The sequence below is a fragment of the Kosakonia sp. HypNH10 genome (assembly GCF_029850615.1).
Classification (GTDB): Bacteria; Pseudomonadota; Gammaproteobacteria; order Enterobacterales; family Enterobacteriaceae; genus Kosakonia; species Kosakonia cowanii.
Map to the genome: position 1 here is coordinate 432,957 of NZ_JAOTIU010000001.1, position 17,114 is coordinate 450,070.

At 56.9% G+C, this 17,114-nt stretch carries 13 protein-coding genes, 2 tRNA genes and 2 other RNA genes; 5 read left to right on the top strand and 12 right to left on the bottom strand.

The genetic code is table 11. From position 1 onward, the window contains the following. Positions 1-7: 7 nt before the first annotated feature. Together mdoH and mdoG are read right to left on the bottom strand one after the other, a co-directional pair. On the bottom strand, positions 8-2,536 hold the full coding sequence (mdoH, locus tag N7V53_RS02245) for a glucans biosynthesis glucosyltransferase MdoH (protein WP_279791856.1): 2,529 nt from the start codon (positions 2,534-2,536) through the stop codon (positions 8-10). Continuing rightward, complete coding sequence (mdoG, locus tag N7V53_RS02250; RefSeq protein WP_094420254.1) at positions 2,529-4,064, bottom strand: glucans biosynthesis protein MdoG; 1,536 nt, start codon at positions 4,062-4,064, stop codon at positions 2,529-2,531. Before mdoG ends, mdoH begins: the two co-directional genes overlap by 8 nt. Positions 4,065-4,339: 275 nt before the next feature. On the opposite strand from mdoG, the gene mdoC reads away from it, so the two are divergent. After that, positions 4,340-5,488 (top strand): glucans biosynthesis protein MdoC, encoded by a 1,149-nt coding sequence (gene mdoC, locus N7V53_RS02255; protein ID WP_279791857.1) that lies wholly within the window; start codon positions 4,340-4,342, stop codon positions 5,486-5,488. Positions 5,489-5,508: 20 nt separating this feature from the next. Here mdoC and N7V53_RS02260 read toward each other — a convergent pair whose 3' ends face one another. The 6 genes from N7V53_RS02260 to ghrA all read right to left on the bottom strand — a co-directional run bounded on the left by N7V53_RS02260 (position 5,509) and on the right by ghrA (position 10,523). Further along, entirely contained in the window at positions 5,509-6,996 is a 1,488-nt protein-coding gene (locus N7V53_RS02260; protein ID WP_279792708.1) for a phospholipase D family protein, read from the bottom strand. After that, entirely contained in the window at positions 6,935-7,477 is a 543-nt protein-coding gene (gene ymdB / locus N7V53_RS02265; RefSeq protein ID WP_187802069.1) for an O-acetyl-ADP-ribose deacetylase, read from the bottom strand. The genes N7V53_RS02260 and ymdB overlap by 62 nt, the downstream gene beginning before the upstream one ends. Positions 7,478-7,604: 127 nt before the next feature. Further along, positions 7,605-8,099, bottom strand: coding sequence for a DUF1097 domain-containing protein (locus tag N7V53_RS02270; RefSeq protein ID WP_279791859.1), 495 nt, complete (start codon positions 8,097-8,099; stop codon positions 7,605-7,607). 84 nt (positions 8,100-8,183) lie between these two features. Beyond that, positions 8,184-8,744 carry a molecular chaperone gene (locus N7V53_RS02275; RefSeq protein ID WP_279791860.1) on the bottom strand — a complete coding sequence of 187 codons (561 nt, stop codon included), beginning with the start codon at positions 8,742-8,744 and terminating at the stop codon, positions 8,184-8,186. A gap of 20 nt (positions 8,745-8,764) precedes the next feature. Next, positions 8,765-9,502: a phosphatase gene (locus N7V53_RS02280; protein WP_279791861.1), complete on the bottom strand. Its 738-nt coding sequence runs from the start codon at positions 9,500-9,502 to the stop codon at positions 8,765-8,767. Between the two features lie 82 nt (positions 9,503-9,584). Beyond that, on the bottom strand, positions 9,585-10,523 hold the full coding sequence (gene ghrA / locus N7V53_RS02285; RefSeq protein WP_279791862.1) for a glyoxylate/hydroxypyruvate reductase GhrA: 939 nt from the start codon (positions 10,521-10,523) through the stop codon (positions 9,585-9,587). Positions 10,524-10,761: 238 nt separating this feature from the next. Between ghrA and N7V53_RS02290 the strand changes: the two genes are divergently transcribed. The 4 genes from N7V53_RS02290 (at position 10,762) to N7V53_RS02305 (ending at position 11,901) form a co-directional block, all read left to right on the top strand. Continuing rightward, positions 10,762-10,849: transfer RNA gene (locus N7V53_RS02290), tRNA-Ser, on the top strand. A gap of 47 nt (positions 10,850-10,896) precedes the next feature. Continuing rightward, a non-coding RNA gene (locus tag N7V53_RS02295) (RtT sRNA) lies at positions 10,897-11,034 on the top strand. Positions 11,035-11,081: 47 nt separating this feature from the next. Next, positions 11,082-11,219, top strand: a non-coding RNA gene (locus N7V53_RS02300) — RtT sRNA. Positions 11,220-11,813: 594 nt separating this feature from the next. Then, positions 11,814-11,901, top strand: a tRNA-Ser gene (locus tag N7V53_RS02305). A gap of 488 nt (positions 11,902-12,389) precedes the next feature. On the opposite strand, the gene phoH is transcribed toward N7V53_RS02305, so the two are convergent. From phoH to efeU, 4 genes are all read right to left on the bottom strand, one after another. Further along, entirely contained in the window at positions 12,390-13,178 is a 789-nt protein-coding gene (gene phoH, locus N7V53_RS02310; RefSeq protein WP_023481530.1) for a phosphate starvation-inducible protein PhoH, read from the bottom strand. Between the two features lie 534 nt (positions 13,179-13,712). Beyond that, the gene (gene efeB, locus N7V53_RS02315) at positions 13,713-14,996 is read right to left on the bottom strand and encodes an iron uptake transporter deferrochelatase/peroxidase subunit (protein WP_279791863.1); all 1,284 of its coding nucleotides are present in this window, start codon (positions 14,994-14,996) and stop codon (positions 13,713-13,715) included. 2 nt (positions 14,997-14,998) lie between these two features. Further along, a complete protein-coding gene (gene efeO / locus N7V53_RS02320) occupies positions 14,999-16,126 on the bottom strand; it encodes an iron uptake system protein EfeO (protein WP_279791865.1) in 1,128 nt (375 codons plus the stop codon). 49 nt (positions 16,127-16,175) lie between these two features. Further along, positions 16,176-17,009: an iron uptake transporter permease EfeU gene (gene efeU, locus N7V53_RS02325; protein WP_023481492.1), complete on the bottom strand. Its 834-nt coding sequence runs from the start codon at positions 17,007-17,009 to the stop codon at positions 16,176-16,178. Between the last annotated feature and the right edge of the window lie 105 nt (positions 17,010-17,114).

Consider the following 17,114-nt stretch of genomic DNA (forward strand, 5'->3'; position numbering starts at 1 on the left):
TGATGGCTTATTTCGCCTTCAACGCCAGTGGATTAAGCGACAACGTTTCGTAGTGCTTCACCCAGGACAAATAGCGCTCTGGTGATTCCCAGACGCGATAGTGCAGGCGTGAGAGCGTGACCGGGTCGCTTAACAGCACCAGACGACGATCGCGGTTGAGCTTCTCAGGCGTTTCATTCAGCGCCTGCTCAACGTGACGGTCGCGGGCAATCTCCAGCACGTTACTGGCACGGTGACGAGCCGTTGCCATTGCCGTCGCCAGCGCGTTGAAGGAGGGGTTAAATACGGCATGCATAAACCCATCTTCCAGCGAGCGCGAGCGGTTCAGCTCCAGATAGCGATCGGTATCGACCAGCACCTGCGGCGGAGAGTACTCTTCCGGGATCAGGAACAGCTTCCAGCGTTTGGTGCGCAGACCGACCGTTGAGCGGCTCGAGATCACCGACACAAACGGCGAGAGGATCAGCGAGAAGACAATCGGTGCCAGCCAGAAGAGGAAGCGCAGATCCAGCCATGCCATTCCCACTGCCCACACCAGGCCCAGCAGCAGCTGCGAGCCGTGACGCATAAAGGCTTCACCCCACGGCGTGGAGTCATCATCACGCTGCGGCGAGTTCCATACCACTTCCCAGCCGAGGAACGCGCTGACCACGAACACCGTGTGGAACAGCATACGTACCGGTGCCAGCAGCACGGAGAAGAGCACCTCCAGCAGCAGCGACAGCGTGACGCGGAAGAAACCACCGTACTCTTTCGGCCCTTTGCACCAGACAAGGATGATACTCAGCAGCTTCGGCAGGAAGAGCAGCACCATGGTCGAGGCAAACAGCGCGATAGCCAGCTCCGGTCGCCACTGCGGCCAGACCGGGAAGAGCTGGCGCGGCTGCAGGAAGTACTGCGGTTCCGTCAGCGCATGCACCACCTGCAGCGCCGTTGAGAGCGCGAGGAACATAAACCACAGCGGTGCCGAGAGATAGGACATCACGCCGGTGAGGAACACCGCGCGGTGAACCGGGTGCATCCCTTTGACCAGGAAAAGACGGAAGTTCATCAGGTTCCCGTGACACCAGCGGCGGTCGCGTTTCAGCTCATCAAGCAGGTTCGGCGGCAGCTCTTCATAGGAGCCAGGCAGATCGTAGGCAATCCACACACCCCAACCGGCGCGGCGCATCAGCGCAGCTTCCACAAAGTCATGGGAGAGAATGGAACCGGCAAACGAGCCTTCGCCCGGCAGCGGTGCCAGCGCACAGTGCTCGATAAACGGCTGCACGCGGATAATCGCGTTGTGGCCCCAGTAGTGGGATTCCCCCAACTGCCAGAAGTGCAGACCGGCGGTAAAGAGCGGGCCGTAGACGCGGGTAGCAAACTGCTGGCAGCGCGCATAGAGCGTGTCCATACCGGACGCGCGCGGCGAAGACTGGATAATACCGGCGTTCGGGTTGGCTTCCATCAGGCGCACCAGCCCGGTCAGGCAGTCACCGGTCATCACCGAGTCCGCATCCAGCACCACCATGTAGCTGTACTGGCTGCCCCAGCGACGGCAGAAGTCATCGATGTTGCCGCTTTTACGTTTCACGCGACGGCGACGACGACGATAGAAGATCTGACCTTCGCCCTGCACTTCGGCAATCAGCTCCATCCAGGCTTTTTGCTCCGCGACGCAGATATCCGGATTGTAGCTATCGCTCAGGATATAGACGTCGAAGTGCTTCTGCTGCCCGGTGGCTTTCACCGACTCCCAGGTGGCGCGCAGGCCGGCGAAGACGCGATCGACGTCTTCGTTACAGATAGGCATGATCAGCGCCGTGCGATGTTCCGGGTTCAGCGGTTCATCGCCCACCGTTGAGGCGGAAATACTGTATTTATCGCGCCCAATCAGCAGTTGCAGGAAGCCCATCAACGCCGTCCAGAAACCGGCGGAGACCCAGCAGAAAAGGACGGCGAAGAGGATCAGGATCCCGGTCTGCAACACATAAGGCAGCAGTTGCATAAAGGAGACCCACAGATCCTGGCCTGCCATATCGGCCGGGTTGATCAGCGCCCAGCCCTGATAAGGCAGGATGGTTTTCATGTACCAGGTCGCAACGACAGTCTGCGCAATCGTCAGCACGAGCAGGATATAGCGACGGATAGAGCCAACGGTACGCCACTTCTCCTCGCGAACCTGCTCCTCTTTGGTCAGACGCGACATGTAGCGCGGCAGAACCTCACGACCGCGCAGGCGATCCCAGAAGCGACCAAGGGGGTTGGTGCGCCAGGGATCCGGGAACATTGAGGAGCGTTTTGCTTTCGGCATCGCCTGCAGCTGCGCGCGTCCCTCGTCGTCCTTAGCCAGTTGACCTTGCGCCAGCGAATCCGGCCAGCTGTTTTCCAGCCGCGCGGTCACCGATCCCAGCGGCGTGTCATCTTCACGCTTCCAGTCCGTGTGATCCGCGTCCAGCGCTTCATGCACGCCGCGAATTGAATCCGTCGGCAGCGCTGCTTTCTGCTCCGCAGGGAGCGGCAGCGCGTCGATATACTCAGTTATCTTATTCATTGGCAGGTAGCTGATAGCTCCAGGTTTCACTCAGGGGCTGATCGGCGTTGACCAGCGCCGCGCGCATATCCGTGGTTTTCTTCGGATCTTTGACCTTCACGCGCAGCGTCAAACGCCAACCTTGGGTCACTGGATTATAGCGAACGGCGTTTTCAACGATCTCACCGTTATCGCCAATGCTCGCCTGCGCCGTTACCGGCGTATCCTGCGGCAGTTTTTTCATATCCTGGCCGGTAAAGTCGATCACGAACGCGATGGTACCGTCCGGCTGGCGGATAAGGTTGGACTGCTTCACATCACCCGTTGAACGACGAGTCTGCTTAACCCAGGCATTATCCGGCGCATGCAGTTTATCTTCGTCACGGCTAAAGGTGATGGTGTACTTGAAGTTCATCTCTTTGCCCGGCTCCGGCAGCTGATCCGGTGTCCAGTAGGCAACGATGTTGTCGTTGGTTTCGTCATTGGTCGGGATTTCGACCAGCTCGACTTTCCCTTTGCCCCACTCGCCTTTCGGCGTGACCCACGCGCTCGGGCGCTGGTCGTAGCGGTCATCGATATCTTCGAAACGGGAGAACTCACGGCCACGCTGCAGCAGACCGAAGCCCTGCGGGTTTTCCATCGCGTAGCTGCTGACGGCCAGATGTTTCGGGTTGTTCAGCGGACGCCAGATCCACTCGCCGTTGCCGGCCAGCATCGACAGACCGTTGGAGTCATGCAGCTCAGGACGGTAGTTGATTGCCGGAGAGGGCTGAGACGGCCCGAACAGGAACATACTGGTCAGCGGCGCAACGCCCAGTTTGCCCACTTTGTCACGCAGGTAAACTTTAGACTGCACATCAACCACGCTGTCGCGGCCCGGAATGATGACAAAACGGTAGGCGCCGGTAGCACGCGGGGAGTCGAGCAGCGCGTAGATGGTCAGACGCTTGTCGGTCGGCTTCGGACGCTCGATCCAGAACTCCTTAAAGCGCGGGAACTCTTCGCCGGAAGGCAGCGCCGTATCGATCGCCAGCCCGCGCGCGGAGAGACCATAGACCTGGCCCGCGCCAATCACGCGGAAGTAGCTCGCGCCCAGCATGCTGACGATTTCGTCGTTTTTATCTTTGCTATTGATGGGGTAAAGCACTTTGAAACCGGCAAAGCCGAGATCCTTAACGGTATCTTTATCGTGCTGAATGTTGCCGAAGTTGAAGTAGTCCGGGCTGTACTTAATCTGGTGCACGGCGGTCGCGGTCACTTCATTGATCGTCACCGGCGTGTCGAAGTACATCCCCTGATGATAGAACTCAAGCTTGAACGGTGTGTTGGTCTTGTTCCAGTAAGCTTTATCATGGTTGAACTGGATTTGTTGATAGTCCGCATACTTCATGTCGCGGAACAGCGAGGGCAGATTGCTTTTGGGTGCTTCATAGCTCTTGCCAGCCAGGGATTGCGCCTGTTTTGCGACATCGTCGATAGAAAAGGCCCAGCCTGATGACGTATAAAGTGACAACAGTACTGCTGCCCCTACCCAATGCATTTTCATCATTCGTAATTTAGGTTTCATAATAACTAAGCACTTCCCCCTTTGTGTGCTTAAATCGATCCGATCCATTTTAATGGAAACTCTGGCAATCCGACAACCGAATCCCTGCTTTGTTCTCAGGTACCGTTCATTGATTAAACAAATGCATCCGGCCACCCATTTCCTTTTGCAGTCTTATCCTGGAGACAGGTTATCTGACATAGTGTAGGGTTGGTTTGGAATGTAATCATTATTTGTCTTATGGATAAGACGAAAAGTCTGAGAATGCACGGAGATATATGTCTAAATCCCCCGCACAACGTGAATATTTCCTTGATTCCATCCGCGCGTGGTTAATGCTGCTTGGGATCCCGTTCCACATTTCACTCATTTACTCGAGCCATATGTGGCATGTCAACAGCACCTACCCTTCATGGTGGCTGACGCTGTTTAACGACTTCATTCACGCCTTTCGCATGCAGGTCTTTTTCGTCATTTCGGGTTACTTCTCCTATATGCTCTACCTGCGCTACCCGCTTAAACGCTGGTGGAAAGTGCGCGTTGAACGCGTAGGCATTCCCATGTTGACGGCTATTCCACTGCTGACGTTGCCGCAATTTATTATGTTGCAACATGTAAAGGAGAACACCGCTAACTGGCACACCCTGTCGACTTATGACAAATTCAACACGCTGTCATGGGAATTGATCTCCCATTTATGGTTCCTGTTAGTGCTCGTTATATTAACGACGATCAGCTTGTGGTTATTCCGCGCCATCAAAAACAACGCCGATCGCCTGCTTAACGACATTTCTCTCGGCAAGCTTTCTGTCTGGTTTCTGCTATTGGGCATCGCCTGGGCGGCATTTCGTCGCGGTGTGTTCCTCTTCTATCCGGAAATATTGCGCGACGCGCTGTTTAATTTCACCGTTATGCAGACGCTGTTTTATATCCCCTTCTTCCTGCTCGGTGCTCTGACCTTTATCAGCCCGCGCCTGAAGAACCTTTTTGTCACGCCATCGCCCTGGTGCATGGTGGGGTCAGCGCTGGCGTTTGTCGCCTATCTGCTCAATCAGCGCTACGGCAGCGGTGAAGGGTGGATGTATGAAACAGAAGCGGTAATTACCATGCTGATGGGCTTCTGGATGGTGAATGTGGTCTTTTCACTTGGCCACCGGCTGCTCAACTTCCAGTCCGCGCGCGTCAGCTACTTTGTTAACGCCTCGCTCTTTATCTACCTGGTGCATCACCCACTGACGCTGCTGTTCGGCGCATGGATTACGCCGCATATTCAGTCAAACGTGGTGGGCTTTTTCACCGGGTTGGTGTTTGTGATCGGCATTGCCATCGTGCTGTATGAGATCCATCTGCGCATTCCACTGCTGCGCTTCCTCTTCTCCGGTAAGCCGCAGGAGAAGACGTCGAAATCACCGGTGCAGGCCGGGTAAAACGGCTGGCTGCTCTGACCTCAGAGCAGCCACTCCACCGGCAGCCAGTAGACCATGCGCACCAGAATGCGCTGCCACAGACGGGTATGCGGCTCCTTTTTCAGCACAATCTCCTCGCCATCCTGCTGTTCAATCCAGTTGATACGCCCAAAGCGGTCAAGGCGTAGTTGCCAGGTGATATCTTTCTGGCTGCGCAGAAAACGGTGATGGATCTGCTTTGCCAGCGTTTCACTATCAATGACAAAGCCCATCTCGGTATTCAGCACCGCGGATCGCGGGTCGAAGTTAAACGAGCCGATAAAGACCTTTTCACCGTCGATACTGAAGGTTTTCGCATGCAGGCTGGAGCCGGAGTTACCGGTTAAACCGCGGTCATGCACCGGATGGATGGGCGCTTCCCCGCGCGTTGGTTTCAGCTCATAAAGCTCAATGCCGTGGCGCAGCAGCTTTTTGCGCCAGCGCGCATAGCCTGCGTGCACCACCGTGACATCGTTAGCGGCAAGGGAGTTGGTCAGAATGGCAATCTTCACCCCTTTGCGCGCCAGCTGTAGCAGCAGCGCAACGCCCGCGCGCCCCGGCACAAAATAGGCAGAGATGATATCAATCTGCCGGTCCGGCTTGCCCATCACATTCAGCAAACGCTGCGGCAATAACGTGTGCTCGCGCGCTTTGCCCTCCCCTTTACGCGGGTCGTCGCTCAGCAGACGCGTTTTTGCCCACATCAGCGGCAGCGTGCCGTTTTCAAGGTGGGCGGCGAAATGCGTAGAAGCAAGTCTCTCCTGGTAGCGCACGGCGGTGATATCTTCCCGCCAGCTCTCCGGCAGGCGAATGCGCTCGGCAATCTCTTCCGGCGACAGCGAGAGCACGCTGCTCAGCGATGAGACTGAGGCCGAGTTCCAGTAGCGCACAAAATCCCGCTCTACCTCTTTCACCACCGGGCCGATCGCCATCACATCGAGATCGGTAAACAGCGGCTCTTCGCCAATGCCAAAATAGGCATCGCCAACATTGCGCCCGCCGACCAGCGTCACCACGCCATCAACGGTGAAACTTTTATTGTGCATCCGCCGGTTAAGGCGTGCGAAATCCGTTAAATAGCCGAGCGCGCGCAGGGAGCGAAAGGAGAAGGGATTAAACAGCCGCACCTGGATATTGGGGTGATTATCAAGCTGGCGCAACACGCCATCCATACCCAGCGTGTTGTTGTCATCCAGCAGCAGACGCACCTGCACGCCGCGATCGGCGGCGGCAAGCAGCGCCAGCATCAACAAGCGGCCGGAGGTGTCATCTTCCCAGATGTAGTACTGCACATCGAGCGTACGCTCCGCCAGCTCCGCTAAACGGTAGCGGGCGACAAAGGCGTCCATACTGTCATCAAGAATGTGCAAACCGCAAAGGCCGGGGTGCGCCTCACAAACGGGTGCAACGGCGCGCCCAAGCCGGGAATCAGCGTGCAGGGTCGGCACCGTGTTGGGTGAGAAGGCGTTGATAGAGTCGCAGAGTTTCATCGTCATAGCAGACAAAGTATATCTGCCGTAACAGAGAATAGCGGGTTAGATAATCCGAAACGGTGTTGATGGCGATCTCCGCCGCAGCCGCTTTCGGGTAACCATAGACGCCGGTGCTGATAGCAGGAAATGCAATAGAGGCGTAGCCGTTGGCATCCGCCAGTTTCAGGCTGTTGCGATAGGCATCTTCCAGCAGATGGGCTTCGTTATCACTCCCGCCGCGCCAGACCGGCCCGACCGCGTGGATCACCGCTTTAGCGTTAAGGTTACCAGCGGCAGTGATCACCGCATGGCCCGGCGGGCACTCGCCCTGCTGCTGGCGAACCTGTTTGCACGCCTCAAGCAGCGCTGGACCGGCTGCGCGATGGATCGCGCCATCAACCCCACCGCCGCCAAGTAAAGACGCGTTGGCGGCGTTGACAATAACATCCACTTCAAGGGTTGTAATATCCCCCTGAATAACCTGCATACGTGATTCCATTATGGCTCCCTTGTCGGTGCAATACCGAGAACATGCACTAAGTGTATCCTGGCGCAACGGAAATGGTGGAGCCGCAAGCCAACCGGCAGGAAATATTGTCAGGAAGAGAGAGAAAGCGAATGTCGATTTACGCTTTTTTCGCTGCCGCCGCGCGGGGTGTTATCCCGCGGGAAGCGAGCCACAGGCCGCTGTTTTTCATGGCATAGCCAAACAGCAGGCCCACCGCCAGCGAAGGGATCACCACTCTCCAGTCGCCCTGCCCGGCAAAGGTGGCGCAGGCGCCAATAAAGGTGCCGGGAACAAAGGAGAGCAGCAGGTTTTTGGCCTGCAGACACATCAGAAAAGCGACGATGCCGGTCATCATGTAGCCCACAATCTCAAGATGGGGAGCCAGTGCGCTACCGTACATAATCACCAGCGCCCAGACCACGCCGCTCATCACTGTGCAGGCAGAGATCATAAGCCCCTTCAGCCCACCCTGCGGACAGGCGAAATAGGCCGTACAGCCGAGAAAACCGGCCCAGCTTAAAAGTCCTGAAGCGACGGCAACCCAGCCCCAGAGCCCGGAGAGGATACCTGTCGTCAATGCGAGTGCGAAGAGTCTGTTCATGGCGCGCATCATAGCAGAAGCGCGCCGCTGCAAAGTGACATTCACCACATAAATTTAAACAACGAACTTATCGTTGCAAATTATTTGTGATTCCGATCACTCTTCATTCTCTGACTCTTCCTGCAACTCCTCCCACATGGCGGCAATTGCGTCACGGGAGAGTTCGGCCAGCGTGCGCCAGAACTGCGTGGTGGCGTGGGCTTCCACTTTGCCAAAGAAGGTACCGCACCACGGCAGCAGGAATTCTGCGAAGAGGGTTTCCAGCGCTTCACTCTCATCTTCCGCGGAGTGATCTTCCAGCCAGGAGGCGGCAAGCAGCAGCGTACCAATATGATCGGCCGGCGCGGCGCTCAGCGGCATGCCACGGCTGGACAAAAACTCGCGAACTTCCGCTTCGCTCGCCCCTTCAACCCACGCGCTGCGCAGCGGCGAGACGCGACACTCATCGCCGACAAACAGCGCGTTATAATCGGCGGCCAGCGTCTGGGCATCGCAGCTTTTTTGCAGACGCTCCAGCAGCGCATCCTGCTCAAGCGGCCAGCTCTCTGCCAGCTTTCCTTCGCGGATCATCGTGTAGAGCGGCACCAGCAGCGGATCCTGCGGCTGGCGGTAAAAGAGCGAGCCCAACACGCGGCAGAGGATAGAAAATTCGTTCATTCAGTAGTTCCAGTCAGTATTTAAAGTTCAGCAAATTCATCAATCGGCGCCATGCCGCGTGACTCAAGGAAGCTCAGCATGCGGCGCGGTGATACGTTCAGGATGCGATCTTCCGGGAAGCCGACCTCATCCAGTACTTTGCGGCACTCCGCAAAGTCGCCCAGCGTAAAGGCGGTGTGCGAGTCGGATCCGAGCGCCACCCAGCCGCCCGCGTCGCGCACGGCAGCGGCAATAGCGCGGCAGTTCGCTTCACTGCCCTTGCGCGAGTGGATAAAGGAGGAGTTGTTAATCTCCAGCGCCACATCATATTTCGCCGCGGCGGCGGCCACCGCCGGGATATCAATCTCAAATTTCGGGTTACCAGGATGGCTAATGATATGCACATTACCGCTGGCAATGGTGGCGATCATCGCCTCGGTATGGCTCGTTTTATCCTGCGGCGGAAAGACCGGCTCATGAAAACCGGCCACGATCAGATCGAGCGCGTCGAGCATCGGCCCGGTGCAGTCGATTTCGCCCGCGCGGTTTTTAATATTGGCTTCAATACCGCGCAAAATGCCGACGCCGTCAACCAGCCGCGGCCAGATGCGCATATTGATAAAGTGCCAGTGGTGAGGGGCATCGGCCATGTCCGGGCCATGATCGGTAATAGCGAAGAGCTTAATGCCTTTGCGTTTCGCCTCGGCAATATAGTCATGCAGCGTGCTGTAAGCGTGGGTGCTGGCGACGGTGTGCATATGCAGGTCAACGGGGTACATGGCTCACTCCTGTAGTCAATTGCGCAAGAATAGCAGCTATTGTTATGCAGTTTAATGAAAACCCGGCGCGGCCGGGCTTACCTCAATACCCGCGCGCCCGGTCAACGCGACCGCTTACCGCCTCACCCCGCTCAAGCTGGCGAATAGTGTGGCAGATATAGTCAATCGCTTCCTGCGGGCGGGTCACGGCGGCGATGTGCGGCGTAATGGCGACGCGCGGGTGCGCCCACAGCGGGTTATCAGCAGGCAGTGGCTCTTCACGGAAGACATCCAGCATCGCCCCCTTCACTTTGCCGCTCTCAAGCGCCTGCAACAGATCGGCCTCTTCCACATGCACACCGCGCGCGAGGTTAAGCAGATAACTCCCCTCTGCTAACTGCGCGAGCAGAGAGTGATTGATGATGCCTGCGGTCTCCGGCGTGTTGGGCAGCAGGTTGATTAACACTCGCGTGCCATGCAGGAACTCCCCCAACTCTTGCGCACCGGCAAAACTGGTGACGCCCGGCAGATCTTTTCGGCTGCGGCTCCAGCAGCGCAGCGGGAATCCCCACGGACGGAGCGCTTCGGCGACTTTTGCACCCAGCACGCCTGCGCCAAGAATGCCGACGGTGAACTCCTCATGCGCATACTCTGCGAGCGGTTGCCACTTCGCCTCACCTTTTAGCGCCTGGTAGTCATCAAAACGGCGGAACCAGTGCAGCACCTGGCTTACGGCATACTCCTGCATCTGCTGCGCCATGCCGGTGTCTTCAAGCCGAAACAGCGGCACCGAGGCGTCGAGCATCTGCGGATGCGCATTCAGTTGCCCGAGGATCGCATCGACGCCTGCGCCGAGGGCAAACACCGCCTTCAGTTTCCGCCCTTCCAGCATCTCCACGGGCGGATGCCAGACCAGCGCGTAATCAGCGGGGGCATTATCGCCCGGCGTCCAGACACGGATGTTGGCATCCGGCAGTGCTTCTCGCAGGGCGTTCACCCAAAAGGCGTTATCGAATGAGGGGTGATAAAAGAGGATCTCCATCGGCACTCCGGTCTCTGTGGTTGGTGGGACATTTTTATGCGGCTGATAAGCATAACAAATATCCTCTCCAGCGCGCGGGTTAAGTCGTAAGGCGAGAAAAAAAGCGTTTTCAGAACGTTTAAGAAGCAGGTTGTTTGAAGTTTGTCTAAACGCACTAATTTATTGCAAAAGTAGATTGACGCGGTTACGGGTTTTCCCTACATTAGCGCCCGTCCCGACGACATCGGGACAACAATGTGGTGAGGTGTCCGAGTGGCTGAAGGAGCACGCCTGGAAAGTGTGTATACGGCAACGTATCGGGGGTTCGAATCCCCCCCTCACCGCCATTCTTCGAAGAAGAGCTCGCATGAAAATGCGGGCTTTTTTTTCGCATGTACCTCCGCGCCAGGGGGGGATGAGAATCCCCGACCGGGGTTTGACAACGGGTGACAGCCCGTTGGACAGACCACGAACGCAGTGAGTGGGCTGCCCGAAGGGCGAGCAAAGCGAGTCAATCCCCCCCTCACCGCCATTATTCGAAGAAGAGCTCGCATGAAAATGCGGGCTTTTTTTTCGCATGTACCTCCGCGCCAGGGGGGGATGAGAATCCCCGACCGGGGTTCGACAACGGGCGACAGCCCGTTGGACAGACCACGAGCGCAGCGAGTGGGCTGCCCGAAGGGCGAGCAAAGCGAGTCAATCCCCCCCTCACCGCCATTATTCGAAGAAGAGCTCGCATGAAAATGCGGGCTTTTTTTTCGCATGTACCTCCGCGCCAGGGGGGATGAGAATCCCCGACCGGGGTTCGACAACGGGCGACAGCACGTTGGACAGACCACGAACGCAGTGAGTGGGCTGCCCGCAGGGCGAGCAAAGCGAGTCAATCCCCCCGGTGCACGCGTTGACACCGGAGCCAGTGCCTGATGGCGGCTGCGCCTTATCAGGCCTACGCGTCCGGGCCAACATCGTGCCATGTCCAATTGCCTGATGGCGGCTTCGCCTTATCAGGCCTACGCGTCTGGGCCAACACCGTGCCACTTCCAAATGCCTGATGGCGGCTGCGCCTTATCAGGCCTACGTAATTCTGCCTTCCCAACCATTAAACCAGCCCCGCTCCGTAGGCCGGATAAGCGTGAGCGCCATCCGGCATTTTTATCCCTGCAAATCCCGGCATTTCCACCATCAATCCACCCCGTTGCTCACACCTTAAGCGAACAATCATCACGGCTGAAAATCTGCTTGACCGCTTCAGCGCAACTCCCTATAGTAGCGCCCCGTTGCCCTCCTGTATGGCGGGTGGCAATACAATGTGGTGAGGTGTCCGAGTGGCTGAAGGAGCACGCCTGGAAAGTGTGTATACGGCAACGTATCGGGGGTTCGAATCCCCCCCTCACCGCCATTCTTCGAAGAAGAGCTCGCATGAAAATGCGGGCTTTTTTTTCGCATGTACCTCCGCGCCAGGGGGGATGAGAATCCCCGACCGGGGTTCGACAACCGGCGACAGCCGGTTGGACAGACCACGAACGCAGTGAGAGGGCTGCCCGAAGGGCGAGCAAAGCGAGTCAATCCCCCCCGGTGCACGCGTCGGCAACGGAGCCAGTGCCTGATGGCGGCTGCGCCTTATCAAGCCTACGCGCATATATCCCTCTTGCATCACCAAACATTTCACCATGCCAACTTTCGTGCCATGTCTAAATGCCTGATGGCGGCTGCGCCTTATCAGGCCTACGCGCCTGGGCCAACACCGTGCCACTTCCAAATGCCTGATGGCGGCTACGCCTTATCAGGCCTACGCAATCGTGCCTGACAGAGCCGCAAATCCCCTGCCCCACAAAAAATAAAACCCGGTTTCCCGGGTTTTAACGCTAACTGTATCTTGCGCACCGCTTAATCGTAGGCTTTCAACGTGCGCTGGCAGAGGGCGGAGCGTACGCAGTCGTCTTTATTAAAGCGCACCACACCAATCATCTCGTCCTCTTCAAAACGTGCCAGTGCATCGCTCAGCCCCGATTTAACACCGGAGGGCAGATCGCACTGGGTGATATCGCCGTTGACAATCACGGTCACGTTTTCCCCGAGGCGCGTCAAAAACATCTTCATTTGCGCAGCGGTGACGTTCTGGGCCTCGTCAAGAATGACCACCGCATTTTCAAACGTACGTCCGCGCATATAGGCGAACGGCGCGATCTCCACCTTGCCAATTTCCGGGCGCAGGCAGTATTGCATAAAGGACGCACCAAGACGTTTCAGCAGCACGTCATAGACGGGCCGGAAATAGGGTGCGAACTTCTCCGAGATATCGCCGGGTAAGAAGCCGAGATCTTCATCAGCTTGCAGGACCGGCCGGGTCACGATAATCCGCTCCACATCCTTATGGATCAGAGCCTCTGCAGCTTTCGCCGCGCTAATCCACGTTTTCCCACAACCCGCTTCGCCAGTGGCGAAAATCAACTGCTTAGTCTCAATCGCATGTAAATAATGCGCCTGAGCCTCATTGCGGGCAGCAATCGGAGAGTTATCACGGCAATCCCGCGCCATGCCAATTGCTTCTACACCACTCATCTGCACAAGCGAGGTGACCGACTCTTCTTCACGCTGTTTATGGCTACGTGAATCACGTCTCAGCACGCGTTTCGCTTCACGACGAGCTTTGATCACTGCTTTCTGTCTTCCCATGGATAGCACCTTGAGTTGTTGGTTTACATCACACGCATCGAAATCGACGCGATTATGCGCACGAACGTCTGAGGGTTGGCTTCCTTGTAAGCCATGGCTTGCCTTTGAAAATGACATGGCGCAACGAACAGCAAAACCGTCTGCCACATCGTCAGAAGGAGTTAAAAAACAGGAGGAGGAGAAATCAGGGGTGAAAAAGTCGTTGCCGGAGGTGTGCTCCCCGGGCCGGGTTTTGCGAGGTCGTTTTGTCTGTCCACTACAGCACTTTACCATCCGCGATCTCCAGAAGACTTCATCACCGCAGGGATAACCGAATGAACTGCTCATCTAAAGCGTAGCATCAATGCAACAATGTTTTTACCAAACATTAACAGCTACACACCCTGCGTCGTTCCACAGAGTCTCTTCGATGAATATTACAGAAATATAACAGATACTTTCTAATACATTAAAATTATGCGTGGATGGCAGAAAAAGTATGTCAAATTGCTACAGATAACAGAATATCCTGCCCGGACGGGCAGGATAGGATCTTCACGCTTCGAGAAGAGACTGGGCAAGATAGCCCTGCGTTGACTTCACGCCGGGTAAGGCGAAGAAGAAACCGCCGCCGATGGGCCGGATATACTCCTCCAGCGCTTCGCCATTGAGCCTTTTTTGCACGGTCAGGAAGCCTTTCTCCAGATCGTGCTGGTAACAGACAAACAGCAGGCCCATATCGAGCTGGCCGGAGTTGGTGACGCCGAGGGAGTAGCTGTAGCCCCGGCGCATCATCAGGTTAGCCTGCGTCTCTTTCGTTCGCGGGTTCGCCAGGCGGATATGGCTGTCGAGGGCGATAACCTTGCCCTCGGGATCGCTGGCGTAATCGGGCACATCGTGCTCATGCTGCATGCCGAGCGGCGCACCGCTCTGTTTATCGCGCCCGAAAATAGTCTGCTGCTCTTTCAGCGGCGTGCGATCCCAGAACTCAACGTGGAACTGGATAATGCGCACCGCCTGATAGCTGCCGCCAACTGCCCATGCCGGCTCGCCCTGATCATTGGTTACCCAGACGATCTCATCCATCAGCGGCGCATTGCTGCTGTCGGGGTTAGCGGTGCCATCTTTAAAGCCGAGCAGATTTACCGGCGTCTCTTTCCCGCGGCTACGCGCGGCGTGGTCGGAGATAAACCCTTCCCGCTTCCAGCGCACGCTGAGCAGATCCGGCGTGTGCTTGATCACATCGCGCAGCGCGTGGATCACCGTGTCCTGCGTATTCGCGCAAATTTGCAGCAACAGATCGCCATGACAGAGCGCGGCATCGAGCGAGTCGTTAGGAAAACGCATCATCTTCTGCAGCTTCTTCGGTTTCTGCGCCGAGAGACCAAAGCGCTCATCAAACAGCGCAGACCCGACAGAGACCGTCATCGTCAGGTTATCCGGGGCGATAAACGGCCCGAGAATACCGGAATCCATCGGCGGCAGACGCGGATTTGGCGTCTGTGGCGCCGGGCCGCCCGTTGTCAGGAAGGCAATGCGATCGGTGAGCAGGCGAAACAGGCGGATAAGATCCGCTTTATCCGCCGCCAGCACATCAAATGCCACCAGCATCATTGAGGCCTGCTGCGGCGTTAAGATGCCCGCCTGGTGATCGCCGTAAAACGGCTGCTTTTCCATGCGCGAGTCGGGCGAGATCGTTCCCGGCGCGCTTTGCGGTTTTGCCGCATGCGCGACCGGACAACCACCGGCGAGAGCAAGCGCGCCACCCAGCGCGCCCATCCCTTTTAACAACCGACGCCGCGAAGGTTCGCTGACATCGTTTTCATCATGCTGCTTCATTATTAATCCAGTCCAAGTACGCCGCGCAGCTGCGCCAGATCTTCCGCCAGGGTAGTGATTGGCCCTTTCAGCGCATTACGATCGGCATCGGTCAGCTTGTCATAGGTCTCAAAGCCCGTTTTGGTGCGGTACTTCGCTAAAATGGTATTCACTTTCTTGAAGTTGGCGTCCACTTTCGCAAGCAAAGCACTGTTCTCTTTTTGCAGCTGCGGACGCAGCAGGTCGACAATCTTCTGCGCGCCTTCGATATTGGCCTGGAAATCCCACAGATCGGTATGGCTGTAGCGATCCTCTTCCCCGCTGATTTTGCTCGCTGCCACCTCTTCAATCAGCCCGGCTGCGCCGCCCACCACTTTTGACGGCGGGAATGCCAGCTCGTTGATGCGGGTTTGCAGTTCAAGCACATCGTGATTGAGCTTATCGGCATAGCTCGCCATGCCTTTGACGCTGTTGTCGCCAAACAGCGCCTTCTCAAGGCGGTGGAAACCGGTGAATTTCGGGTCGGCGGCTTTCTGCTCGTAATCATCTTCACGGGCATCGATGCTGCCATCAAGATCGGAGAAGAGTTCAGCAATCGGCTCAATGCGCTCGTAGTGCTGGCGCGTCGGGGCGTAGAGCGCTTTCGCTTTTTCGATATCGCCCGCTTTCACCGCATCGGTAAAGGCTTTGGTACCGGAGACCAGTTGCGCGGTTTCGCCAACGACATAGGCTTTATAGGCGGTGATCGCCTCACCAAGGCTCAGCAGTGCATCCCCTTTTGCCGCGTCAGCCGTCGCTTCACCTTTGACCACTAATTTGCCTTTCGGGTTGGTTAACAGGCCGCAGGTCATCTCATACTCGCCCGGTTGCAGGTTGGCAGTGAGCTTCTGGCTGAAGCCCGGCGCGATGTTTTCACGCTCTTCAACCACCATCACGCCTTTGAGGATTTCCCACTCCAGCGCTTTCTGGCTGTGGTTGAGGATCACAAACTGCGTTTTGCCGGCGTTAACCGTCAGGTTCATCGGTTCGCACTGCTTATCCGTCACCGTCACTTTTACCTGCGGCACATCCGCTGCCTGGGCCCCAAACGCGCACGCCATCAGCGCGGCGACCCCGATTTGTACTGCGCTACGTCGAAAAAGAATTGCCATGACCCTTCCCTTTAATAAGTGTGTTGTAACTAAGAATCGTTATAAAGGCTTACGGCGCAGCGCGGGAGGGCTGCGCACCGGCACGCGGCGGCATGACAAACAGCACCAGCGCCGGGATTAAATAGAGGAAGTAGACCGCCACTTCGCTGACGCTTGGCGTCTCCTGGTAACCAAAAATGCCCTCCAGCAGCGTGCCGGTCAGCGAATGGGTGGTCAGCACGTTACTTAAATCAAAGGCCACATCCTGGAAATGGTTCCACAAGCCCGCTTCGTGGAAAGCGCGGATTGCACCTGCGGCAAGACCAGCGGCGACAAAAAGAATAAACAGGCTGGTCCATTTGAAAAACGCGCCGAGATTGAGACGTACACCGCCCCAGTAGAGCAGAAAACCGAGCACTACGGCGGTGGCAAGGCCGAGCACGGCGCCGAGCGGCGGCCAGATGCCGACATCTTGTTGAAACGCCGCCAGCAGGAAGAAGACCGACTCCAGCCCTTCACGGGCGACGGCGAAAAAGACCATCAGGATCAGCGCCCAGCCGTGGTTATTGCTGCGTGCCAGCGCGGTATCAACGGCCTGCTCCAGCTGCACTTTGACGTTGCGCGACACGCGGCGCATCCAGAACACCATCCACGTGAGGATCACTACCGCAATCGCCGCGACAATTCCCTCAAATAGCTCCTGCTCTCTTTGCGGGAACTCGCCGGTGGTTTCATTAATGGCGATGCCAAGCCCCAGACAGAGCGCGGCGGCGAGAAAAACGCCGACCCACATCACGCTGATCCAGCGTCCGCGTTGGGTGCGTTTCAGATAACTGGCAATCAGGCTTACAATCAGCGCCGCTTCCAGGCCTTCACGCAACATAATAAGGAATGGGACAAACATAGAACCGCCTTTGTGTTATGCACCGTCAATGGTTGCAAAGAAAGGTAAATTGCATTGATAGTGATTATCATTACGCCAAGAAGAAACTCAAGCGAAAAATATGTT

Bases quoted from the DNA above. Each gene is read 5' to 3' on its own strand.
- mdoC (WP_279791857.1), top strand. From the start codon at position 4,340: ATGTCTAAATCCCCCGCACAACGTGAATATTTCCTTGATTCCATCCGC.
- efeB (WP_279791863.1), bottom strand. From the start codon at position 14,996: ATGAAGCAGCATGATGAAAACGATGTCAGCGAACCTTCGCGGCGTCGG.
- N7V53_RS02260 (WP_279792708.1), bottom strand. From the start codon at position 6,996: ATGAAACTCTGCGACTCTATCAACGCCTTCTCACCCAACACGGTGCCG.
- efeU (WP_023481492.1), bottom strand. From the start codon at position 17,009: ATGTTTGTCCCATTCCTTATTATGTTGCGTGAAGGCCTGGAAGCGGCG.
- phoH (WP_023481530.1), bottom strand. From the start codon at position 13,178: ATGGGAAGACAGAAAGCAGTGATCAAAGCTCGTCGTGAAGCGAAACGC.
- N7V53_RS02280 (WP_279791861.1), bottom strand. From the start codon at position 9,502: ATGTACCCCGTTGACCTGCATATGCACACCGTCGCCAGCACCCACGCT.
- mdoH (WP_279791856.1), bottom strand. From the start codon at position 2,536: ATGAATAAGATAACTGAGTATATCGACGCGCTGCCGCTCCCTGCGGAG.
- ymdB (WP_187802069.1), bottom strand. From the start codon at position 7,477: ATGGAATCACGTATGCAGGTTATTCAGGGGGATATTACAACCCTTGAA.
- N7V53_RS02275 (WP_279791860.1), bottom strand. From the start codon at position 8,744: ATGAACGAATTTTCTATCCTCTGCCGCGTGTTGGGCTCGCTCTTTTAC.
- ghrA (WP_279791862.1), bottom strand. From the start codon at position 10,523: ATGGAGATCCTCTTTTATCACCCCTCATTCGATAACGCCTTTTGGGTG.
- efeO (WP_279791865.1), bottom strand. From the start codon at position 16,126: ATGGCAATTCTTTTTCGACGTAGCGCAGTACAAATCGGGGTCGCCGCG.
- N7V53_RS02270 (WP_279791859.1), bottom strand. From the start codon at position 8,099: ATGATGCGCGCCATGAACAGACTCTTCGCACTCGCATTGACGACAGGT.
- mdoG (WP_094420254.1), bottom strand. From the start codon at position 4,064: ATGATGAAAATGCATTGGGTAGGGGCAGCAGTACTGTTGTCACTTTAT.